Annotated in this window: 20 protein-coding genes; 10 read left to right on the top strand and 10 right to left on the bottom strand. The window is 61.5% G+C overall.

The genetic code is table 11. The features are described from left to right. Positions 1 to 20: 20 nt before the first annotated feature. Together ACF6ZU_RS19300 and ACF6ZU_RS19295 are read right to left on the bottom strand one after the other, a co-directional pair. Positions 21 to 776 carry a TPM domain-containing protein gene (locus tag ACF6ZU_RS19300; protein WP_392886075.1) on the bottom strand — a complete coding sequence of 252 codons (756 nt, stop codon included), beginning with the start codon at positions 774 to 776 and terminating at the stop codon, positions 21 to 23. A gap of 34 nt (positions 777 to 810) precedes the next feature. Continuing rightward, positions 811 to 1,419 (bottom strand): LemA family protein, encoded by a 609-nt coding sequence (locus ACF6ZU_RS19295; RefSeq protein WP_392886073.1) that lies wholly within the window; start codon positions 1,417 to 1,419, stop codon positions 811 to 813. Positions 1,420 to 1,658: 239 nt separating this feature from the next. Here ACF6ZU_RS19295 and bglX point away from each other — a divergent pair, with 239 nt between their 5' ends. Then, positions 1,659 to 3,950, top strand: a complete 2,292-nt coding sequence (gene bglX / locus ACF6ZU_RS19290) for a beta-glucosidase BglX (RefSeq protein ID WP_392886071.1) — start codon at positions 1,659 to 1,661, stop codon at positions 3,948 to 3,950. Between the two features lie 131 nt (positions 3,951 to 4,081). Here the strand turns inward: bglX and ACF6ZU_RS19285 are convergent, their stop codons facing one another. The 5 genes from ACF6ZU_RS19285 to ACF6ZU_RS19265 form a co-directional block, all read right to left on the bottom strand. Then, a complete protein-coding gene (locus ACF6ZU_RS19285) occupies positions 4,082 to 5,239 on the bottom strand; it encodes a phosphatidylserine/phosphatidylglycerophosphate/cardiolipin synthase family protein (protein WP_392886069.1) in 1,158 nt (385 codons plus the stop codon). Position 5,240: 1 nt separating this feature from the next. Continuing rightward, positions 5,241 to 5,831, bottom strand: a complete 591-nt coding sequence (locus ACF6ZU_RS19280; RefSeq protein ID WP_392886067.1) for a YceI family protein — start codon at positions 5,829 to 5,831, stop codon at positions 5,241 to 5,243. 233 nt (positions 5,832 to 6,064) lie between these two features. Next, a complete protein-coding gene (locus tag ACF6ZU_RS19275; RefSeq protein WP_392886065.1) occupies positions 6,065 to 6,379 on the bottom strand; it encodes an amidase in 315 nt (104 codons plus the stop codon). Continuing rightward, positions 6,376 to 7,470: a serine hydrolase domain-containing protein gene (locus tag ACF6ZU_RS19270; RefSeq protein WP_392886063.1), complete on the bottom strand. Its 1,095-nt coding sequence runs from the start codon at positions 7,468 to 7,470 to the stop codon at positions 6,376 to 6,378. Before ACF6ZU_RS19270 ends, ACF6ZU_RS19275 begins: the two co-directional genes overlap by 4 nt. A gap of 156 nt (positions 7,471 to 7,626) precedes the next feature. Continuing rightward, entirely contained in the window at positions 7,627 to 8,514 is an 888-nt protein-coding gene (locus ACF6ZU_RS19265) for an acyl-CoA dehydrogenase (protein ID WP_392886061.1), read from the bottom strand. Between the two features lie 155 nt (positions 8,515 to 8,669). On the opposite strand from ACF6ZU_RS19265, the gene olsB reads away from it, so the two are divergent. Together olsB and ACF6ZU_RS19255 are read left to right on the top strand one after the other, a co-directional pair. Beyond that, a complete protein-coding gene (gene olsB / locus ACF6ZU_RS19260; protein WP_056856082.1) occupies positions 8,670 to 9,425 on the top strand; it encodes an L-ornithine N(alpha)-acyltransferase in 756 nt (251 codons plus the stop codon). Then, positions 9,425 to 10,216, top strand: a complete 792-nt coding sequence (locus tag ACF6ZU_RS19255; RefSeq protein ID WP_392886058.1) for a lysophospholipid acyltransferase family protein — start codon at positions 9,425 to 9,427, stop codon at positions 10,214 to 10,216. Before olsB ends, ACF6ZU_RS19255 begins: the two co-directional genes overlap by 1 nt. 107 nt (positions 10,217 to 10,323) lie before the next feature. Here ACF6ZU_RS19255 and ACF6ZU_RS19250 read toward each other — a convergent pair whose 3' ends face one another. Beyond that, a complete protein-coding gene (locus ACF6ZU_RS19250) occupies positions 10,324 to 10,902 on the bottom strand; it encodes an ACP phosphodiesterase (protein WP_392886057.1) in 579 nt (192 codons plus the stop codon). A gap of 156 nt (positions 10,903 to 11,058) precedes the next feature. Here ACF6ZU_RS19250 and ACF6ZU_RS19245 point away from each other — a divergent pair, with 156 nt between their 5' ends. Genes ACF6ZU_RS19245 through ACF6ZU_RS19235 form a run of 3 tightly spaced genes read left to right on the top strand, consistent with a single transcriptional unit; the run spans position 11,059 to position 13,636 of the window. Continuing rightward, a complete protein-coding gene (locus tag ACF6ZU_RS19245) occupies positions 11,059 to 11,361 on the top strand; it encodes an ArsR/SmtB family transcription factor (RefSeq protein ID WP_392886056.1) in 303 nt (100 codons plus the stop codon). Between the two features lie 34 nt (positions 11,362 to 11,395). After that, positions 11,396 to 12,565, top strand: a complete 1,170-nt coding sequence (locus ACF6ZU_RS19240; RefSeq protein WP_392886055.1) for an MFS transporter — start codon at positions 11,396 to 11,398, stop codon at positions 12,563 to 12,565. A gap of 21 nt (positions 12,566 to 12,586) precedes the next feature. Beyond that, complete coding sequence (locus ACF6ZU_RS19235) at positions 12,587 to 13,636, top strand: alkene reductase (protein ID WP_392886054.1); 1,050 nt, start codon at positions 12,587 to 12,589, stop codon at positions 13,634 to 13,636. A gap of 367 nt (positions 13,637 to 14,003) precedes the next feature. Here ACF6ZU_RS19235 and emhR read toward each other — a convergent pair whose 3' ends face one another. Next, positions 14,004 to 14,636, bottom strand: a complete 633-nt coding sequence (emhR, locus tag ACF6ZU_RS19230) for an efflux system transcriptional repressor EmhR (protein WP_392886053.1) — start codon at positions 14,634 to 14,636, stop codon at positions 14,004 to 14,006. 266 nt (positions 14,637 to 14,902) lie between these two features. Between emhR and emhA the strand changes: the two genes are divergently transcribed. From emhA to ACF6ZU_RS19210, 4 genes are all read left to right on the top strand, one after another. Continuing rightward, positions 14,903 to 16,060 carry an efflux RND transporter periplasmic adaptor subunit EmhA gene (emhA, locus tag ACF6ZU_RS19225; RefSeq protein ID WP_392886052.1) on the top strand — a complete coding sequence of 386 codons (1,158 nt, stop codon included), beginning with the start codon at positions 14,903 to 14,905 and terminating at the stop codon, positions 16,058 to 16,060. 3 nt (positions 16,061 to 16,063) lie between these two features. After that, the gene (gene emhB / locus ACF6ZU_RS19220) at positions 16,064 to 19,228 is read left to right on the top strand and encodes an efflux RND transporter permease subunit EmhB (RefSeq protein ID WP_392886051.1); all 3,165 of its coding nucleotides are present in this window, start codon (positions 16,064 to 16,066) and stop codon (positions 19,226 to 19,228) included. Further along, the gene (gene emhC, locus ACF6ZU_RS19215; RefSeq protein ID WP_392886049.1) at positions 19,225 to 20,685 is read left to right on the top strand and encodes an efflux RND transporter outer membrane subunit EmhC; all 1,461 of its coding nucleotides are present in this window, start codon (positions 19,225 to 19,227) and stop codon (positions 20,683 to 20,685) included. Before emhB ends, emhC begins: the two co-directional genes overlap by 4 nt. 431 nt (positions 20,686 to 21,116) lie before the next feature. Continuing rightward, on the top strand, positions 21,117 to 22,370 hold the full coding sequence (locus ACF6ZU_RS19210; RefSeq protein ID WP_392886047.1) for an OprD family porin: 1,254 nt from the start codon (positions 21,117 to 21,119) through the stop codon (positions 22,368 to 22,370). A gap of 128 nt (positions 22,371 to 22,498) precedes the next feature. On the opposite strand, the gene pcaC is transcribed toward ACF6ZU_RS19210, so the two are convergent. Then, positions 22,499 to 22,891: a 4-carboxymuconolactone decarboxylase gene (gene pcaC, locus ACF6ZU_RS19205; protein WP_392886046.1), complete on the bottom strand. Its 393-nt coding sequence runs from the start codon at positions 22,889 to 22,891 to the stop codon at positions 22,499 to 22,501. Positions 22,892 to 22,898 lie beyond the last annotated feature (7 nt).

The raw sequence follows: 22,898 nt of genomic DNA, 5'->3' as shown, positions 1-22,898 counted from the left end.
GTGCTCGTTCATTATTGTCATCACCAGCCGCCCGACGAACCGCCGCCCCCGAAACTGCCCCCGCCGCCGCTGAAGCCCCCGCCTCCACCGCCGCCACCAAATCCACCGCCGCCGAAACCACCACTGGAGCCGCCTGAACCGCCCCGGCCCGCCGGCAGGATCCCGAACATCTGCAGGACGAAAATCGTCAGGATGAACAGCAACACCAGGAACACGAAAATCCCCGGGTGCCGGGAAACGAAGTCGCTTTCCTGATCACCGCCGGACTCATAGATCGTCGACGGTTCATCCAGCGGGCTGCCGCCCAACACCACCAGCATCGCCGCGACCCCGTCGCTGATGCCCTTGCTGAAATTGCCGGCCTTGAACGCCGGGGTGATCACCTGGTGGATGATCACCGAACTCTGCGCATCGGTCAGGCGATCTTCCAGGCCATAACCGACTTCGATCCGCAGCTTGCGCTCGTCACGCGCCACGATCAGCAGCGCGCCGTTGTTCTTGTCCTTCTGGCCGATGCCCCAATAGCGCCCGAGCTGATAACCGAAGTCGGCGATCTCGGCGCCCTGCAAGTCCGGCAACGTCACCACCACCAGCTGCTCGCCCGTGGCTTTCTCATGGGCGTTGAGCTGTTGCGTCAGCTGCTCGCGCACCGAAGGCTCGATCATCTGGGCGTTGTCGACCACCCGCCCGGTGAGCTGTGGAAACTTCAGCTCGGCCTGGGCCGCCAGGGCAAACACCCAAAGCAACAGCACCAGGCCCACTTTCAACACGCGCATTGGCAACCTCGTCCGTGGTGATGCGTCAGGCCGGTCAGAACTTCACTTCCGGCGCTTTTTCGGCACCGGGGGTGGTCGCTTCGAAGGTTTCGCGGATCGGCAAGTCGCTGTACATCACCGTGTGCCACAGGCGCCCGGGGAAGGTACGGATTTCGGTGTTGTACTTCTGCACCGTGAGAATGAAATCACGGCGCGCCACGGCGATGCGATTCTCGGTGCCTTCCAGTTGCGATTGCAACGCCAGGAAATTCTGGTTGGCCTTCAGGTCCGGGTAGCGCTCGGACACCACCATCAAACGGCTCAAGGCACCGGTCAGTTGATCCTGCGCCTGCTGGAACTGCTTGAGTTTCTCGGGGTTATCGAGGGTGCTGGCGTCCACCTGAATGGACGTTGCCTTGGCCCGGGCCTCGATCACCGCGGTCAGGGTTTCCTCTTCATGCTTGGCATAGCCCTTGACGGTTTCCACCAGGTTGGGGATCAGGTCGGCGCGGCGCTGGTACTGGTTCTGCACCTGGCCCCAGGCCGCCTTGGCCTGTTCGTCGAGGGTCGGAATGTTGTTGATGCCGCAACCGGCCAGCAACGTGGTCAGTAGCATCAAGGCTGCGACCTGCAGGCTTGACCGAGTGGGGTGTCGTACATTCATCTGCTTTGATGCTCCCTTGCACATTCCGTTGAAAAACCAACCAGCAACATTCTGAGCGGACTCTTGGGGCATAATCTGCCGCCGCCACTGGATTGCATCGAGCCAATGGGCTAAAAGATGCCCCAGCGCAAAAAACACGCAGAAGTGTGCTGCATTTACCTGAACAACAATAGTCGCTCCCTAAATTTTGGCTGACCGGCGCGTATTCACTGCCGTTTAGGCCCTTGAGAAAACTATTCATGAAGAAGCTGTGTTTGCTGGGCCTGTTCGTCAGCCTGGCCAGTCATCACGTATTGGCCGCCACGACGCCCGCACCTCTGGAGAACAAGGACGCTTTCATCAGCAACCTGATGAAGCAAATGACCCTCGATGAAAAAATTGGCCAGTTGCGCCTGATCAGCATCGGCCCGGAAATGCCTCGGGAGCTGATCCGCAAGGAAATCGCCGCGGGCAACATCGGTGGCACGTTCAACTCGATCACCCGCCCGGAAAACCGTCCGATGCAGGACGCGGCCATGCGCAGCCGGTTGAAAATCCCGATGTTCTTCGCCTATGACGTGATCCACGGCCACCGCACGATTTTCCCGATCCCGATTGCCCTGGCCTCGAGCTGGGACATGGACGCCATTGGCCTGTCCGGGCGCATCGCCGCCAAGGAAGCCGCGGCCGACAGCCTCGACATCACCTTTGCGCCGATGGTCGACATCTCCCGCGACCCGCGTTGGGGCCGCACCTCCGAAGGCTTCGGCGAAGACACCTACCTCGTGTCGCGGATTGCCGGCGTGATGGTCCGAGCCTTCCAGGGCACCGGTGCGAACGCGGCCGACAGCATCATGGCCAGCGTCAAGCACTTCGCCCTGTACGGCGCGGTCGAGGGCGGTCGCGACTACAACGTGGTCGACATGAGCCCGGTCAAGATGTACCAGGACTATCTGCCACCGTACCGCGCGGCGATTGACGCCGGTGCCGGCGGTGTAATGGTTGCGCTGAACTCGATCAACGGCGTGCCGGCCACGGCCAACACCTGGCTGATGAACGACCTGTTGCGCAAGGAATGGGGCTTCAAGGGCCTGGCCGTCAGCGACCACGGGGCGATTTTCGAACTGATCAAACACGGCGTGGCCGCTGACGGTCGCGAAGCCGCGAAGCTGGCGATCAAGGCCGGCATCGACATGAGCATGAACGACACCCTCTACGGCAAAGAGCTGCCAGGGCTGTTGAAGGCCGGCGAGATCGAGCAAAGCGACATCGACAACGCCGTGCGTGAAGTGCTCGCCGCCAAGTACGACATGGGCCTGTTCAAGGACCCGTACCTGCGCATCGGCAAGGCCGAAGATGATCCGGCGGACACCTACGCCGACAGCCGCCTGCACCGCGCCGAGGCCCGCGAAGTTGCGCGCCGCAGCCTGGTGTTGTTGAAAAACCAGGGCGAAACCCTGCCGCTGAAGAAAACCGCGAAAATCATGCTGACCGGCCCGTTGGCCAAGGCACCGATCGACATGATGGGCAGCTGGGCCGCCGCCGGTCGCCCTGCGCAATCGGTGACCCTGTTCGACGGCATGAACGCGGCCGTGGCCGACAAGGCAACGCTGGTCTACACCCGTGGCGCCAACATCACCAGCGACAAGAAGGTCCTGGATTACCTGAACTTCCTCAACTTCGACGCCCCGGAAGTGGTCGATGACCCGCGCTCGGCCCAAGTGCTGATCGACGAAGCAGTGAAAGCCGCCAAGGACGCGGACGTGATCGTCGCGGCGGTCGGCGAGTCCCGTGGCATGTCCCACGAGTCGTCGAGCCGTACCGACCTGAACATCCCGGCCAACCAGCGCGAATTGCTCAAGGCTTTGAAAGCCACCGGCAAACCGCTGGTGCTGGTGTTGATGAACGGCCGTCCGCTGTCGATTCTCGAGGAGAAAGACCAGGCCGACGCGATTCTGGAAACCTGGTTCAGCGGCACCGAAGGCGGCAACGCCATCGCCGACGTGCTGTTCGGCGATTACAATCCGTCGGGCAAACTGCCGATCACCTTCCCGCGCTCGGTGGGCCAGATTCCGACCTACTACAACCACCTGAGCATTGGCCGGCCGTTCACGCCGGGCAAACCGGGCAACTACACCTCGCAGTATTTCGATGACACCACCGGCCCGCTGTTCCCGTTCGGCTTCGGTCTGAGCTACACCGATTTCAGCCTGACCGACATGGCCCTGTCGTCGACCACGCTGAACAAGACCGGCAAGCTCGACGCCAGCGTCATGGTGAAAAACACCGGCAAGCGCGACGGCGAAACCGTGGTGCAGCTGTACATCCAGGACGTGACCGGCTCGATGATCCGGCCGCTGAAGGAACTGAAGAACTTCCAGAAAATCACGCTCAAGGCCGGCGAACAGAAAGTCGTGCACTTCACCATCACCGAAGATGACCTGAAGTTCTTCAATGCACAGCTCAAGTACGCGGCGGAGCCGGGCAAGTTCAACGTGCAGATCGGCCTGGATTCCCAGGACGTGACGCAGCAGAGCTTCGAACTGTTGTAATCCTTCAAACGCCACAAAAACCTGTAGGAGCGAGCCTGCTCGCGATGGCGGCCTGACAGTCAACTGAGATGTTGAATGTTTTGGCCTCATCGCGAGCAGGCTCGCTCCTACAGTGGTTTTTGGTGTGGCGACTATCCGCGGCGATCCAGCAGATTCACCACCAGCCGATCCACCCATCCCCAGATCCTCTGCTTCACCCGCCGCCACAACGGCCGGCGTTGCCAGGCTTCCAGGCTGACTTCCTGGCTCAACGCAAAGTCCCGCTCGAAACTTGCCGCCACTGCCCGCGTCAGCCCCGGGTCCAGCGCTTCAAGGTTGGCTTCCAGGTTGAAACGCAGATTCCAGTGATCGAAGTTGCACGAACCGATGCTCACCCAATCGTCGACCAGCACCATTTTCAGGTGCAGGAAACACGGCTGGTATTCGAAGATCTTCACCCCGGCCTTGAGCAATCGCGGGTAGTAGCGATGCCCGGCGTAACGCACCGACGGGTGATCGGTGCGCGGCCCGGTCAACAGCAGGCGCACGTCGACACCGCGACCGGCCGCCCGGCGCAGCGAACGACGCACTTTCCAGGTCGGCAGGAAATACGGCGTGGCCAGCCAGATGCGCTTTTGTCCGCTGTTCAGCGCACGCACCAGCGATTGCAGGATGTCCCGGTGTTGACGGGCGTCGGCGTAGGCCACCCGGCCCATGCCCTCGCCCGTGGCCGGTATGCGCGGCAGTCGCGGCAGGCCGAAATGCGAGGCGGGTTTCCAGGCGCGGCGGTGGCGGTTGGCGATCCATTGGCGGTCGAACAGCAATTGCCAGTCGATCACCAGCGGGCCGGTGATTTCCACCATGACTTCGTGCCATTCGCTGGTGTCTTCGCCCGGCGTCCAGAATTCATCGGTGACCCCGGTGCCGCCAACCACGGCCATGCTCTGATCGACCAGCAACAGCTTGCGGTGATCACGATAGAAGTTGCCGACCCAACGCCGCCAGCTCAGGCGATTGTAGAAACGCAGTTCCACTCCCGCCGCCATCAGGCGCTGGCGCAAGGTCAAGGTAAACGCGAGGCTGCCGTAATCATCGAACAGGCAGCGCACCCGCACGCCACGTTCGGCAGCCTGGACCAACGCCTGGACCATGGCCTCGGCGCAGGCGCCCGCCTCCACCAGGTACAGTTCCAGTTCAACCTGCTCTTCGGCCCGGGCAATCGCCACCAGCATGCGCGGGAAGAACTGCGGACCGTCGATCAGCAGCTCGAAGTTGTTGCCTTCGCGCCAGGGAAAAATCGCGCCGGCCATGTCAGCGCGCCGTGAAAATCAGTACCGCACCCACCGGCACCGACAGGCTGATTGCCGACAGACCGGCGACCTTGCGCAAGCTGTCCAGCCCCGGCGCCAGGTCGAAATCCTCGGCGTTGAGCACCAGCGGCTCGAGGGTCACCACTTGAAAGCGCCGGTCATCGAGACGGGTCGCCAGCAGTTCGGCGTTGTATTCATGGGTTTTCCCGTGGAGGTTGACGGTCACCGGCAAACGCAATTCGAGTTGCGCGCCGGGGGCGAGGTCGTTGATCGGGCGCAGATCGATTTGCGCCGTGATCAACGCTTCGGGGAAGGTCTGGATGTCGAACAGCTCCTTGCGCATGCGTTCGTCGCGCAGGGGGATGCCGCTGTTCACCGACTCCAGCTCGACTTCCACCTCAGCCAACCCTTTGGGGCTGACTTTGCCGTGCAGCACCAGAAAGCGCTGCACTTCGGAAACATGGGCGTTTTTGGTGCTGACGAACGACAACCGCGAGGATTCGCCGTCGAGGTACCAATTGGCCTGCGCCGACAACGTGGCCCCGGCCAGCAGCACAAAGGCGAGGGTTTGGGTGAAAGACCGCTTGAACATAAAGACTCATGGGCAAATAAACCTGCACGAACCTTAACCGTCCCTGAGCAAGAAGCAAACCGGTGTAGATACCTGCTCACTGGCGATGGCGTATTTGAAATCGCTATCGCCAGCAAGCTGGCTCCTACAGGTGAGGGGGTGGGGCCTCAATTTTGTTCACGCCGAAAATATGTAGGAGCCCGGCTTGCCGGCGATGGCGTCTGTGAGATTGCTATCGTCGGAACAAAGACTGTTCAGGGATTCAAACGGCAACCCTGGTGCTCACCGATCCACTGCGCGCTGTTGCTCCGGCCCAGGCCGCTGACGGTGACGCGCTTGCTGGCTGGGTCATCGGTAAACCCGCTGACAGGCAACCATTGCTTCACGTAACCACGGCAATACTCGGCGTCGTTGTTCATCACGTACCGGCACGAACAAAATTCCTTGGCGGTGTAGGCGCTGATGATGTCCGGGAACGCCCACAGCGCCACCCGTTCCTGCCAGATCCAGCCAAGCAAGGCGACCAGCAAAACCAACCCCAACATACTGAACGGACGGCGACGAATCATGGCTGCACCGCCCCGGCAAATGCCTTGCGCGCGAGCCGGAGCAATTCGTTGTGCCGATAACTGCCGTCGCGATCATCGCCGTAGCGCACGATCACCAGTTTTTCGCTGGGAATCACGTACATCGCCTGCCCCCAATGCCCGAGTGCGGCGAAGGTGTCTGCCGGAGCATCGGGCCAGGGGCGGGCCGCACTGTCGGCATCGCGGTTGAGCCACCAATGACCGCCCGGCACCGCTTCGTCCTGATGGGCCTTGTAATGGTCGAACGGTTCACGATTGAAGGCGACCCAGTCCTTGGGCAGCAATTGCCGATCGCCCCAACGCCCGTCGCGGGCCATCAACAGGCCGACACGCGCCAGGTCCCGCGCCGTGAGGTAGGCGTAGGACGACGCAACGAACGTGCCGGTGGCGTCGGTTTCCCAGACGGCGTGGCGGATGCCCAACGGTTCGAACAGCGCGGTCCACGGGTAATCCGGATAGCGCGCCGGGCCGACGATGTTTTTCAGCGCGGCAGACAACAGATTGCTGTCGCCACTGGAGTAGCGGAAGGCCTCGCCGGGTTTCGCGTATTCATCGTGATGGGCCGTAAACGCGGGCATGTCCTGATGACCACGGGTATAGAGCATCGCCACCACCGAAGACTTCAACGGTGCGAATTCGTAGTCTTCCTGCCAGTCCAGGCCCGAGGCCCAGTGCAGCAGGTCGGCCATGGTGATCGCCGGGTGTTTCGCCATTGGCGGATAAAACTTCAGCAGCGGGTCCTGAAGCGTGAACCCGCCTTCGCCATAGGCCACGCCGAGCACTGCGGCCATCAGGCTTTTGCTGATCGACCAGGTCAGGTGCGGCGTGTCGACCGTGGTCGGGCCGGCGTAGCGTTCGTAGATCAACTGGCCGTCACGGATCACCAGCAGGGCGTCGGTGCGCAGGCCTTTTCGGGTGACGTCGTCGCGGGGTGGAAAGGCGTACGCCTCAAGGGCCTGGAGGGCGGGGCCAGTGACGGTCGGGCCGGTGGACCATTGCTCGGCGGGCCAGTTTTCGGCGTGGGCCGGGAGGCTGAGCAGCAGCAGGAAAAACAGGGACACGCCTTTGAACATGGTGAGGGCTCGGCGGGATGAACCTGCAGAGCCTAGTCGAAGATGATGACAGTTCTGAAAAATCTGTCGTTCATCGGGCCCCATCGCGAGCAGGCTCGCTCCCACAGGGGAATGCATTTCAAATTGTGGGAGCGAGCCTGCTCGCGATGGGGCCATTCAATCCAGCGAAGATCCGGCCAATGCCTTGGCCAACCGCTTGCCCCTCGCCCCCGCCGCCAACTCCATCACCGCCTGATCCCGCTGCCACATCGCCGCCCACTGTGGCGGCCCGTCGGCCAGCGCCTGGTTCAGCTCAGCCTTCAACCCGTCGAACTGCGCGAACAATCCGCCCAGCAACACATGCCCGGCCGGATTGTTCGGCGCCTGCCGGCTGACTTCCGCGCAGCCGGCCAACAGCGCCAGCAAACGCAACTGCAAGGCTTGCGGCCAATCGCAGTCCTGACCGACGCCATACAGCCAGGCCGTCATCGCGCTCAACACATAGAGATCTTCGAGGGTGCGGAACGGTTTGACGTAGGCATTCCAGCCATCCCCGGCAAGCAGCTCGCACAGGGCATTGTCGAGCATCAACCGACCGTGGCTGATGTCCGGCATCAACGGGATCGCCGGCAGTTTTTCCACCCGCACGCCCGGCTCGCCGGGATAGACCACGGCCAGGCTCAGTCGCGGATCGGCGCCGGGCTCTTCGCTGCGGGCGGCGATCAGCAGCCAGTCGGCCGCGTCGCCGGCGGTGACGAAATCCTTGCGCCCGCTCAAGCGCAGATCCGTCAGGCGCGTCTGCATGTCCGCCACCCGCAGGCTGCGTTGTTCGGTGGCGCACAACGCACCCAGGCTCAACGGCGCGCTCGGCCAGAGCATGCGCAGCGCCGCTTGATAGCCCACCAGAAACGCCAGCCCCGGTGTCGCCATCAGACGCCCGCCGGCCACCGCCAGCTCGAACGGCGTCACCGTTCCCAACTGATGCAACAAGGTCGCGAACCCTTCCGCCAGGTCCGGGTTGGCGGGCAAGCGATCGCAGCGTTTCAACAGGGTTTGCCAGGGCATAGGAGGCTCCTCGAGGGCTGTCATATAAGCATCACCAAAGCTTCATGGCGATGACACCGGGGCTACATAGCCTGACTTTGCACAACAAGGCTGGATAAAGAAAGTCGATCCGCTGTAACCCAAAGACGGGTGAGCAGCCCGCACGGAGATTCGCCATGACTCAGATCGCCCGCATCAGCGACACCGGCAACGAACGCCGCCTGCAAGCCGAACGTCTGATAGGCGCCGAGGCTTTGCAGGAAGCCCAGGCCTTGCGCTTCAACGTGTTCAGCGGCGAATTCAACGCCAAACTGAAAGGCGCGGAGCTGGGTCTGGACATGGACGACTACGATGTTCACTGCGCCCACATCGGTGTGCGTGACTTGAACACCGGGCGCCTGGTGGCGACCACCCGTTTGCTCGATCACACGGCGGCCAGCAGCCTGGGCAAGTTTTACAGCGAAGAAGAATTCAGCCTGCACGGCCTGGTGCATTTGCAGGGTCCGATCCTCGAAATCGGCCGCACCTGCGTCGACCCGGCCTACCGCAACGGCGGCACCATCGCCGTGCTCTGGGGTGAACTGGCCGAAGTCCTGAACCAGGGCGGCTACAGCTACCTGATGGGTTGCGCGAGCATCCCGATGCAGGACGGCGGCATCCAGGCCCACGCGATCATGCAGCGCCTGCGCGAACGTTACCTGTGCACCGAACACCTGCGCGCCGAACCGAAAAAACCGCTGCCGACCCTGGATATCCCCTCTAACGTCATCGCCGAAATGCCACCGCTGCTCAAGGCCTACATGCGCCTCGGCGCGAAGATCTGCGGCGAGCCGTGCTGGGACGAAGACTTCCAGGTCGCCGACGTGTTCATCCTGCTCAAGCGCGACGAACTCTGCCCGCGTTACGCCAAGCACTTCAAGGCGGCGGTGTAATGAGCCGCCTGCGGGTGTACGCGCGGATCGCGCGAGTATTGATGGTGGTGACGCTGGGGTTGAGCATGGCCAGTGTGTTCGGCACCTTCGAACGCCTGGGCATCGCCCATTCGATGGTCCGCCGTCAGCGTTGGTCGCGTTTCTTCATGGCGCGACTGGCCAATGCCCTGCCCTTTCGCGTGACGGTCCACGGGGAGTTGCCCAAGGAGTCGATGCTTTGGGTCAGCAACCACGTGTCCTGGACCGACATCCCGCTGCTGGGCATGCTGACGCCAATGTCGTTCCTGTCCAAGGCCGAAGTGCGCACCTGGCCGGTGGCCGGCTGGCTGGCGGCGAAGGCCGGCAGTCTGTTTATCCGTCGCGGTTCGGGCGACAGCCAGTTGATCCGCAAACAGATGACCCGTCATCTGGAGCAAGCGCATCCGTTGCTGATGTTCCCGGAAGGCACCACCACCGATGGCCGTTCGTTGCGTACCTTTCATGGTCGCCTGCTGTCAGCGGCGATCGATTCGCAAGCGATGCTGCAACCGGTGGCGATTCGTTATGTACGCGAGGGCGAAGTGGATTCCCTGGCGCCGTTCATTGGCGATGATGACTTGCTCTCGCACCTGATGCGGCTGTTTGCCAATGATCGCGGGGATGTCGAGATTCATCTGCTCAAGCCGATTGCCTGCGAAGGCCGCGAGCGTGCAGCGCTGGCGTTTGAAGCGCAGCAGGCGGTGCAGAAGGTGTTGTTTGGTGCGATTCCGGAAAAACAGCAAGCGCCAATGCGCCCCGCCATCGCCGCCTGAACACATTTCCCCTGTAGGAGCCGGCTTGCCGGCGATGACGGCATAACATTCAACAGAGATGCTGACTGATACACCGCCATCGCCGGCAAGCCGGCTCCTACACGGATTTATGTGGTTGGATAGTTTTGGGCGAAGTCCTGGAGCTGTGGATAGAACAACCGAAAGTCCTCGCTCAACGGCTCATATAATCCCCGCAACTCTTGCATCGCCGCCGCCAGTTCCTCGGGTTTGGTCAGCCGTCGCGAAATCCCCCGCAGCACCTGCTCCAGCACTTCAAACTCCCGGTAAGAACCCAACCAGTCATTCGCCACCATGTGCGGCGCGATTTTCGCCAGCCGTTCCGGTAGTTGCGGCTCGGACGACAGCACCCGATAAACGTCAGACGTGAACAGCGCCAGCGGCCGGTCGGCATACAGCGCCCAGTCCCGTGCCAGGCAATGATCGAAAAACACATCGAGCACGATCCCGGCGTAACGCCGGCGGGTCAGGGAAAACCGCGACAGCGCCACGTCCACCAACGGATGGCGATCGGTGAACACGTCGATGCTGCGGTGCAGCTGGATGGCCGCTTCGATCTCCGGGTCGAACTGCCCCTGCAGCCGTCCTTTGACGAAGTCGCCATACAGACTGCCGAGCAATTGACCGGGACGCTGGCCACCCAAGTGAAGATGTGCGAGATAGTTCATGCCGCGCAGCTTAGCACTGCGCCACCCATATCGTTATAACCCGATATACCGATTTACTCGGCCCTCAGAGCTAAATCATATTGGTATATCGCGAAATACCGATTTAAAATTCGCCCCATCGCGATATAGCGTTTTACTCATCACGAGCCCCCAACCATGAACATCGACCTCGACGAAATAATAAAAGCCCTGGCACACCCGGTACGGCGAGAAATCCTGCACTGGCTGAAAAACCCGGACGTCGAATTTCCCGACCAGTCTCACAGCAACGAGCACGGCGTCTGCGCCGGGCAGATCGATCAACGCTGCGGCCTGTCGCAGTCCACGGTCTCCGCCCACCTCGCGACCCTGCAACGCGCCGGCCTGATCAGCAGCCGCAAAGTCGGCCAGTGGCACTTTTTCAAACGCAACGAGGAAACCATCCAGGCGTTCCTCAGCACCTTCAGTAAAGAGCTCTGACCCTTAACGTCAGTCAGCCAAAAGGAATTACACAATGCCCCTCTCGCTCCTCATCCTGGCCTTGAGCGCCTTCGCCATCGGCACCACAGAGTTCGTCATCATGGGCCTGCTGCCCGATGTGGCGGCGGACCTCGGCGTGTCGATCCCCGGCGCCGGCTGGCTGGTGACCGGTTACGCCCTGGGCGTGGCCATCGGTGCGCCGTTCATGGCACTGGCCACCGCCAAACTGCCGCGCAAGGCTGCACTGGTCGCGTTGATGGGCATATTCATCATCGGCAACCTGCTCTGCGCTCTGGCCACCGACTATGAAGTCCTGATGTTTGCCCGTGTGGTGACAGCGCTGTGCCACGGTGCCTTCTTCGGCATCGGTTCGGTGGTAGCAGCAGGCCTGGTGCCGGCCAACAAACGCGCCTCGGCCGTGGCCCTGATGTTCACCGGCCTGACCCTGGCCAACGTCCTCGGCGTACCGCTGGGCACCGCCCTCGGTCAACAAGCCGGCTGGCGTTCGACTTTCTGGGCAGTGACCGTGATCGGTGTGATCGCCCTGATCGGACTTATCCGTTTCCTGCCCGCCAAGCGCGATGAAGAAAAACTCGACATGCGCGCTGAGCTGCGCGCCCTCAAAGGCGCCGGCATCTGGCTGTCGTTGAGCATGACCGCTCTGTTCGCCGCTTCGGTCTTCACCCTGTTCACCTACGTTGCGCCGCTGCTGGGCGAAGTGACCGGCGTCTCGCCACGGGGCGTGACCTGGACCCTGATGCTCATCGGCCTGGGCCTGACCGTCGGCAACATCATCGGCGGCAAACTGGCCGACAAGGGCCTGGCAGCCACGCTGATCGGTGTGTTCATCAGCATGGCGGTGGTGTCCACCGTGCTGACCTGGACCAGCGTCGCGCTGATCCCGACCGAAATCACCCTGTTCCTCTGGGCCACCGCCTGTTTTGCCGCCGTACCGGCCCTGCAAGTCAACGTGGTGACCTACGGCAAGGCGGCGCCGAACCTGGTCTCGACCCTGAACATCGGCGCGTTCAACGTCGGCAACGCCCTCGGCGCCTGGGTCGGCGGCAGCGTCATCGCCCACGGCTACGGCCTGACCAGCGTGCCCCTCGCGGCCGCCGCACTGGCGGTACTCGCCCTGCTGGTAACGCTGATTACTTTCCGTCAGAGCGGTAATCCCGAACTGGCCCCTGCTACCTCTAACTGATCTCCACAAGAGAGCTATTAAATGACGACTATTTTCGATCCGATCAAACTGGGCGACATCGAGCTGGCCAACCGCATCATCATGGCTCCGCTGACCCGCTGCCGCGCCGACGAAGGCCGAGTGCCCAACGCGTTGATGGCCGAATACTACGTACAACGCGCCTCGGCCGGCCTGATCCTCAGCGAAGCCACTTCGGTCACACCGATGGGCGTCGGCTACCCGGACACCCCGGGCATCTGGTCCAACGACCAGGTACGTGGCTGGGCCAACGTGACCAAAGCGATCCACGGCGCGGGCGGCAAGATCTTCCTGCAACTGTGGCACGTGGGCCGGGTGTCCCATGAGTCGTACCTGAACGGTGAAGCGCCGGTGGCACCGAGCGCCATCCAGCCAAAAGGTCACGTCAGCCTGGTTCGCCCTCTGGCCGACTACCCGACGCCACGTGCGCTGGAAACCGCTGAAATCGCCGACATCATCGACGCCTACCGCACCGGTGCCGAGAACGCCAAGGCCGCCGGTTTCGACGGCGTGGAAATCCACGGCGCCAACGGTTACCTGCTCGATCAGTTCCTGCAAAGCAGCACCAACCAGCGCACCGACCAGTACGGCGGCTCCCTGGAAAACCGTGCCCGCCTGTTGCTGGAAGTGACCGACGCGGCGATCGAAGTCTGGGGCGCCGGCCGTGTCGGTGTGCACCTGGCACCGCGCGCCGATTCCCACGACATGGGCGACGACAACCTGGCCGAAACCTTCACCTACGTCGCCCGCGAACTGGGCAAGCGTGGCATCGCGTTCATCTGCTCCCGCGAGAAAGAAGGCGCCGACAGCCTCGGCCCACAGATCAAGGAAGCCTTCGGCGGCCCGTACATCATCAACGAACGCTTCACCAAGGACAGCGCCAACGCCTGGCTGGCCAGCGGCAAGGCCGATGCGGTCGCCTTCGGCGTGCCGTTCATTGCCAACCCTGACCTGCCGGCTCGCCTGAAAGCCGACGCACCGCTGAACGAAGCGCGTCCGGAGCTGTTCTACGGCAAGGGCCCGGTCGGCTACATCGACTACCCGACGCTGTAATCGTCACTCGCTGAAACGCAAAAAGCCCCGACTCGAAAGAGCCGGGGCTTTTTTGTTGCCTGTATAAATCCTGGGATTTATTACCACTCAATGTGGGAGCGAGCCTGCTCGCGAAAGCGGTCGCTCAGTCAACGATGATGGTGAATGTGATGGCCCATTCGCGAGCAGGCTCGCTCCCACAGGGCATGTGCGTGCTGGCTCAGCCTCACACTATCGACACAAAATTCCTACAAAATACTGAGCTTGCTACCTGTCAACCAAACGAACGGGCGTATATAAAAGCACCCCATTGATGCAGTGCGCGTGAAGAACCGTTCATCTGCGACATGAATGGTTGACACCCACGGATCCAATTACGCATTTTGTTTCATTTACGCAGGCTCGGGCTCAGGCGCAGCATGTCCAACCCGGTATCGACCCAGCGCTCAGCCTCGGTGTGGAGTTCAAAACTGTCCGGCGCCAATAGCCACTGGTACAGGATGCCGTCGATATAGGCGTGCAGGCTGATGGCCGCGCGGGCCGTGTCGAGATCATCCGGCAACTGCCCGCGATTCACCGCATTACGCAAGGCCAGGCCGATGCGCACGTTGCAATCGAGGCTGACCTCCCGGCGCTGCTGGCGCAGATCGCACATTTCATCGGTGAATTCGCACTTATGAAACAAAATCTCATTTATGCGTCGGGTTTTCGGGTCCAGTGCAACTTGATGAAACAAATGAATCAGCAGCTTGCGCATGCAACCCAGCGGATCGAGTTCATCTTCGCTTTCACTGGCCTTGGCCATTTCATCCAGCGGCTCATGCAGCGTATCGAGCATGGCCTGTACCAGATCGGCCTTGTTGCTGAAATGCCAGTAGATGGCCCCGCGCGTCACGCCGGCCAGGGTGGCAATGTCCGCCAGTGTGGTGCGCGCCACGCCCCGCTCGTAAAAGGCTTTCTCTGCCGCTTCGAGTATCTGGCTACGGGTTTCCTGAGCTTCCTCTTTGGTACGACGGACCATGGCAGTACAACCTCAATCGGGGTGCTTCAGCGATGCCTGAACAGCCGCTGAATAAAAGTGGGGCGAACGCTCTTGGGTGTCGTCCCCGGCCTACAATTCGAACCTTCGTAACGGCTTTTGTAACGGTGTGGGTACGCAGCCAAGGTATTTACAAACAACCATGAACGTAAGTATATTCCTTAGCAAGCTACTTATCCACTCAGCGCACATTTTTTACCCTTACACATTTCTTGTGCGCAATTTGCGCGCCTGACCCGAGGATTTTCATGCAATTCAAGCCAGCTGTTACCGCTCTGGTCACTGCCGTCGCCCTCGCATCGCTGCTCAGCGGATGTAAAAAGGAAGAGGCGGCACCGGCCGCTCCACCGCCTCAGGTCGGCGTCGTCACCTTGCAACCTCAAGCCTTTACCCTGACGTCCGAGCTGCCGGGTCGCACCAGCGCCTTCCGCATCGCCGAAGTCCGTCCGCAGGTCAACGGCATCATCCTCAAGCGTCTGTTCAAGGAAGGCGGCGACGTCAAGGCCGGCCAGCAGCTGTATCAGATCGATCCGGCCGTCTATGAAGCTACGCTGAAAAGCGCCGAAGCCAATCTGCAACAGACCAAGTCGATTTCCGATCGCTACAAGCAACTTGTCAACGAACAGGCCGTCAGCCGTCAGGAATACGACACCGCCCTGGCCAACCGCCTGCAATCGGAAGCCGCCCTGCAAACCGCCCAGATCAATGTGCGCTACACCAAGGTCTATGCGCCGCTGTCCGGTCGCATCGGTCGTTCGAACGTGACCGAAGGCGCCCTGGTCACCAGTGGCCAGGCGGATGCCATGGCCGTGATCCAGCAACTCGACCCGATCTACGTCGACGTCACCCAGTCGTCCGTGGAGCTGCTTGAACTGCGCCGCGAACTGGAAAGCGGTCGCTTGCAAAAGGCCGGCGACAACTCGGCGGCGGTCAAGCTGACCCTCGAAGACGGCAGCCAGTACAAGCTCGACGGCAAGCTCGAATTCTCCGAAGTCTCGGTTGACCAGACCACCGGTTCCGTGACCCTGCGCGCCGTGTTCCCGAACCCTGATCACACCCTGCTGCCGGGCATGTTCGTTCACGCCCAGCTGCAGGCCGGTGTGAATGCCGCCGCGATCCTGGCGCCGCAACAAGGCGTGACCCGCGACCTCAAGGGCACCCCGACCGCGCTGGTCGTTGGTGCGGACAACAAGGTCGAGCTGCGTCAGCTTAAGGCCAGTCGCACCGTCGGCAGCCAGTGGCTGATCGAAGACGGCCTGAAGGCCGGCGATCGCCTGATCACCGAAGGACTGCAATTCGTCAAACCCGGCATTGAAGTCAAGGCCAGTGAGGCGACCAACGTTGGCGCAAAGAACCCGGCCCCCGCACAGGCAGCTGACAAGGCTTCCAGCGGCAAAGGGGAGTAAACCATGTCGAAATTCTTTATCGACCGTCCGATTTTCGCCTGGGTAATTGCCCTGGTGATCATGCTGGTCGGGGCTCTATCGATCCTCAAGTTGCCGATCAACCAGTACCCGAGCATTGCGCCTCCGGCGATCGCCATTTCCGTGGCGTACCCGGGCGCTTCCGCGCAAACCGTGCAAGACACCGTGGTTCAGGTGATCGAGCAGCAGCTCAACGGTATCGACAACCTGCGTTATGTGTCCTCGGAAAGTAACTCCGACGGCACCATGACCATCACCGCGACCTTCGAGCAAGGCACCAATTCCGATACCGCGCAGGTTCAGGTCCAGAACAAACTGAACCTGGCCACCCCGCTGCTGCCGCAAGAAGTGCAGCAGCAAGGTATCCGCGTCACCAAGGCGGTGAAGAACTTCCTGCTGGTGATCGGCGTGGTCTCGCGTGACGGCAGCATGACCAAGGACGACCTGTCCAACTACATCGTGTCGAACATGCAGGATCCGATTTCGCGGACAGCCGGCGTGGGCGACTTCCAGGTGTTCGGTTCGCAGTACGCGATGCGTATCTGGCTCGACCCGGCCAAGTTGAACAACTTCAACCTGACCCCGATCGACGTCAAGACCGCCATCGCCGCGCAAAACGTCCAGGTATCGTCCGGCCAGCTCGGCGGCCTGCCTGCCCTGCCCGGCACTCAGTTGAACGCCACGATCATCGGCAAGACCCGCCTGCAGACCGCTGAGCAATTCAACAAGATCCTGCTCAAGGTCAACAAGGACGGTTCTCAGGTTCGCCTGAAAGATGTCGCCGACGTCGGCCTGGGTGGCGAGAACTACAGCATCAACGCCCAGTTCAACGGCGCCCCGGCTTCCGGCCTGGCAGTGAAACTGGCCAACGGTGCCAACGCCCTCGACACCGCGAAAGCCCTGCGCAAGACCATTGACAGCCTCAAGCCGTTCTTCCCGCAAGGGATGGAAGTGGTGTTCCCGTACGACACCACGCCAGTGGTGACCGAGTCGATCAAGGGTGTGGTTGAAACCCTGGTCGAAGCGATCGTGCTGGTGTTCCTGGTGATGTTCCTGTTCCTGCAAAACTTCCGCGCCACCGTCATCACCACGATGACCGTGCCGGTGGTATTGCTGGGTACGTTCGGCATCCTCGCGGCGTTCGGTTTCAGCATCAACACCCTGACCATGTTCGGTATGGTGTTGGCCATCGGCCTGCTGGTGGACGATGCCATCGTCGTGGTGGAAAACGTCGAACGGGTCATGAGCGAAGAAGGCCTGTCACCCAAGGAGGCCACCAAGAAATCCATGGGGCAGATCCAGGGTGCGCTGGTCGGTATTGCCCTGGTGCTTTCGGCGGTACTGTTGCCGATGGCGTTCTTCGGCGGCTCCACGGGTGTGATCTACAAGCAATTCTCGATCACCATCGTTTCGGCCATGGCCCTGTCGGTACTGGTCGCGCTGATCTTCACCCCGGCGCTCTGCGCCACCATGCTCAAAGCCATTCCCAAGGGCGAGCATGGCGTGCCGAAACGCGGTTTCTTCGGCTGGTTCAACCGCAACTTCGACCGTAGCGTGAAAAGCTACGAGCGTGGCGTCGGCAACATTCTGCGCAACAAGGTGCCGTACCTGCTGGCCTACGTGATCATCGTCGTCGGCATGATCTGGCTGTTCATGCGCATTCCGTCCTCGTTCCTCCCGGAAGAAGACCAGGGCGTACTGTTCGCCCAAGTGCAGACCCCGGCTGGTTCGACAGCACAGCGCACCCAGGTCGTCGTGGACCAGATGCGTGAATTCCTGCTGCGCCCAAGCAAGGATGGCGGTGAAGGCGATGCGGTGAATTCGGTGTTTACCGTGACCGGCTTCAACTTCGCCGGTCGTGGCCAGAGTTCGGGTATGGCGTTCATCATGATGAGGCCGTGGCACGAACGTAACGCCGACAACAACGTGTTCAAAGTCGCGGCCCGTGCCCAACAGCACTTCTTCACCTTCCGTGACGCCATGGTGTTCGCTTTCGCGCCGCCGGCGGTTCTGGAGCTGGGTAACGCCACCGGTTTCGACGTGTTCCTGCAAGACCGTGCCGGTATCGGTCACGAAAAACTGATGGCGGCCCGTAACCAGTTCCTCGGCATGGCGGCGCAGAGCAAAGTGCTGGCGCAAGTTCGTCCTAACGGTCTGAACGACGAGCCGCAATACCAGCTGGAAATCGACGACGAAAAGGCCAGTGCGCTGGGCATCACCATCGCCGACATCAACAACACCCTGTCGATTGCCTTGGGCAGTAGCTATGTGAACGACTTCATCGACCGTGGTCGGGTGAAGAAGGTTTACGTGCAAGGTCAGCCCGGCGCGCGCATGAGCCCTGAAGACCTGAAGAAGTGGTACGTGCGCAACAGCGCCGGGACCATGGTGCCCTTCACCGCGTTTGCCAAGGGTGAGTGGATTTACGGTTCGCCAAAACTGGCCCGTTATAACGGCGTAGAAGCGATGGAAATCCTCGGCTCCCCGGCGCCGGGTTATTCCACCGGTGAAGCCATGGCCGAAGTCGAGGCGCTTGCCCTGAAACTGCCGGCCGGTGTCGGTATTTCCTGGACTGGTCTGTCGTATGAAGAACGACTGGCAGGCTCGCAGGCGCCGGCACTGTTTGCGCTGTCGATCCTGATGGTGTTCCTGTGCCTGGCAGCGTTGTATGAGAGCTGGTCGATTCCGATTGCCGTGGTGCTCGTGGTACCGCTGGGGATCATCGGTGCGCTGATGGCCACCAGCCTGCGGGGGCTGTCCAACGACGTGTACTTCCTCGTGGGCCTGTTGACCACCATCGGTCTGGCGGCGAAAAACGCCATTCTGATCGTCGAGTTCGCCAAGGACCTGCATGAACAGGGCAAGAGCTTGCAGGAGGCCGCGATCGAGGCTTGCCGCATGCGTTTGCGCCCGATCATCATGACCTCCCTGGCGTTCATTCTCGGCGTGGTGCCCCTGGCCATTTCCAGCGGCGCCGGCTCGGGCAGCCAGCACGCCATCGGTACCGTGGTAATTGGCGGTATGATCACCGCCACCGTATTGGCGATCTTCTGGGTCCCATTGTTCTTTGTCACCGTGTCGGCCATGGGTCAGCGCAAAATCGCCGATCAGGACGACGCTATCGAACCATCTAAAGAGGCTGGCCAATGAGCAAGTCGCTACTCTCCATCGCAGTCGCCGCGTTCGTCCTGAGCGGCTGCTCGCTGATACCCGATTATCAGCAGCCGGACGCACCGGTCGCGGCCCAGTACCCGCAAGGCCCGGCGTACTCGCCGGCCGAGGCGCCGAGCCAGGCTGCCGCCGAACAGGGCTGGAAGCAGTTTTTCCATGACCCGGCGTTGCAACAGCTGATCCAGCTGTCCCTGGAAAACAACCGCGACCTGCGTGTCGCGGCGCTGAACATCGACGCGTTCGCGGCGCAGTACCGCATCTCGCGGGCGGATCTGTTCCCGGCGGTTTCGGCCAACGGTACCGGTAGCCGCCAGCGGGTTCCGGCTGACGCATCCCAGACCGGTCAGGCAGGTATCACCAGTTCCTACTCGGCCACCGTCGGCATCAGCGCTTATGAACTCGACTTGTTCGGTCGGGTTCGCAGCCTGAACGAAGAAGCCCTGCAGAAGTACTTCGCCACTGAAGAAGGCCGTCGCAGCACGCAAATCAGCCTGGTGGCCAGCGTGGCGAATGCCTACCTGACCTGGCAGGCCGACAAAGAGCTGCGCAAGCTGACGCAAGACACCCTCGGTGCGTTCGAGGAGAGCTACAAGCTCACCGCGCGCAGCAACGAAGTGGGCGTCGCCTCGGCGCTGGACCTGGCGCAGTCGCGTACATCGGTGGAAAACGCCCGTGCGCAACTGGCCCGTTACACGCGTCAGGTGGCCCAGGACGAAAACAGCCTGGTGCTGCTGCTCGGCACCGGCATCCCGGCCAATCTGCAAGAAGCCAAGCCGCTGTCTGACAACCTGCTGAGCGACGTACCGGCCGGCTTGCCGTCGGACTTGCTGCAACGTCGTCCGGACATCCTCCAGGCCGAATACAACCTGAAAGCGGCCAACGCCAACATCGGCGCGGCACGGGCGGCGTTCTTCCCGAGCATCAGCCTGACCGCCAATGCCGGGACGCTGAGCCCTGACCTGTCCGGCCTGTTCAAGGGCGGTTCGGGTACGTGGTTGTTCCAGCCGCAGATCAACCTGCCGATCTTCAACGCCGGCAGCCTGCGCGCCAGCCTGGATTATTCGAAAATCCAGAAAGACATCGGCGTGGCGAACTACGAGAAGTCCATTCAAACGGCCTTCCAGGAAGTCGCCGACGGCCTGGCCGCGCGCCAGACCTACACCGAACAGTTGCAGGCCCAGCGTGATTTCGTCACCGCCAACCAGGACTACTATCGTCTGGCCGAGCGTCGTTATCGCATTGGCGTCGACAGCAACCTGACCTTCCTCGATGCCCAGCGTCAGCTGTTCAGTGCGCAACAGGCGCTGATCACCGACCGCCTGGCGCAACTGACCAGCGCCGTGAACCTGTACAAGGCGCTGGGCGGTGGCTGGAACGAGCAGACCGCGAAAGTCGAGCCGCTGAAAGAAGAAGCGCCGAAGCTGAAGTTGTTCTGATCGAACGGTTGTAAACACGAAGCCCACCGATTGGTGGGCTTTTTGTTGGCTGCGGGAAAAGTAGTGTTGTCTTTGATGGCCCCATCGCGAGCAGGCTCACTCCTACAATGGATTGCATTCTTTCTGAAGGAACTCGGCTCACTGTAGGAGCGAGCCTGCTCGCGATGGGGCCCTCACAGACACCTCACGAATTAGCGCCATCTAACGTTCGATAATCGCCCAAAACCCGCTTTTACCAATTGAACCATCCAGTTAATTCCCCGCACCATTCGCCCTACAAAACCAATAACAACAGGTTCGACACCATGCCCCCGCGCCCCGCCCTGTCCGGCTGATCTCGCCCGTTTCATTTGAATTCGAATCCTTTGTCTGCAACCCGACGGTTGCGGCATCCACCCGTTTCATCCCCAAGAATTAGAGAGACCGAGCCCATGACACCTTCCCCTTATCTGGTTCCCAGCCTGATCGCCCTCGCACTGGCCGGTGCTGCCCTGCCCGCTTCGGCCGAAGAGGCGGGTTTTGTCGAGGGGGCCAAGGTCAACCTGAACCTGCGCAACTTCTACATCAACCGCAACTTCACCAACCCGACCAAGACCCAGGGCAAGGCTGAAGAGTGGACGCAGAGTTTCATCCTCGACGCCAAGTCCGGGTTCACCCAGGGCACCGTCGGTTTCGGCATGGACGTGTTGGGGCTGTACTCAGTGAAGCTCGACGGCGGCAAAGGCACCGGCGGGACGCAACTGCTGCCGCTGGACCACGATGGCCGTCCGGCGGACCAGTTTGGTCGCACCAACGTGGCGTTCAAGGCGAAGTTGTCGCAGACCGAAGTGAAAGTCGGTGAATGGATGCCGGTGCTGCCGATCCTGCGCTCGGACGATGGCCGTTCGCTGCCGCAAACCTTCCGCGGCGGCCAGATCACCTCGAAGGAAATCGACGGCCTGACGCTCTACGGCGGCCAGTTCCGCCAGAACAGCCCGCGTGACGACAGCAGCATGAGCGACATGTCGATGACCGGCAAAGCGGCGTTCACCTCCGACCGTTTCAACTTCCAGGGTGGTGAGTACCAGTTCAACGAAAAGCGCACCCAAATCGGTCTGTGGAACGCCGAACTCAAGGACATCTACAGCCAGCAATACCTCAACCTGATCCACAGCCAGCCCATCGGCGACTGGACCCTGGGCGCCAACCTCGGTTTCTTCTACGGCAAGGAAGACGGCAGCGCCCGCGCCGGCGACCTGGACAACAAGACCTGGTCGGGAATGTTCTCGGCGAAGTACGGCGGCAACACCTTCTACGTCGGCCTGCAAAAACTCACCGGCGACAGCGCCTGGATGCGCGTCAACGGCACCAGCGGCGGCACCCTGGCCAACGACAGCTACAACTCCAGCTACGACAACGCCCGGGAAAAATCCTGGCAAGTGCGCCACGACTACAACTTCGTCGCGCTCGGCATTCCGGGGCTGACCCTGATGAACCGCTACATCAGCGGCGAAAACGTGCACACCGGCACCATCACCGACGGCAAGGAATGGGGACGTGAAAGTGAACTGGGCTACACCGTGCAAAGCGGCGTGCTGAAGGACCTGAACCTCAAATGGCGCAACTCGACCATGCGCCGCGACTACAGCAATAACGAGTTCGACGAGAACCGGTTGATCGTCAGCTACCCGATCAGCCTGCTGTAAATTCCACCATCGCCATCGCGAGCAGGCTCGCTCCCACAGGATCTGCAGTGAACATAAAAGCTGTGTTCATCCCGGTCCACTGTGGGAGCGAGCCTGCTCGCGATGGCGTCAGTTCAGACAGCGAAAGTCTACTCCCGGGATTCAACACCCAGTTCATCCCACACCGACTCCGCCAAGTGGAACGTGGCATTCGCCGCCGGGATGCCGCAGTAGATCGCGCTCTGCATGATCACTTCCTTGATCTCTCCCCGGCTGACGCCATTGTTGGCGGCCGCACGCAAGTGCAGTTTGAGCTCACCCTCGCGGTTCATGCCGATCAGCATGGCTATGGTGATCAGGCTGCGGGTATGACGCGGCAGGCCTGGGCGGGTCCAAATGTCACCCCAGGCGTGGCGGGTGATCATTTCCTGAAACTCCGAGTTGAACTCGGTCAGCGCGGTCAGGCTGCGATCGACATGGGCGTCGCCGAGCACTGCGCGGCGCACGTTCATGCCCTCGTTGTAACGTTGTTTCTCGTCCACGGATGTT

Origin of the sequence: Pseudomonas migulae (assembly GCF_043225285.1) — a bacterium.
Lineage (GTDB): Bacteria > Pseudomonadota > Gammaproteobacteria > Pseudomonadales > Pseudomonadaceae > Aquipseudomonas > Aquipseudomonas migulae_C.
Note: the sequence above shows the minus strand (reverse complement) of the source record. Positions and strands in the feature narration are given on the sequence as shown.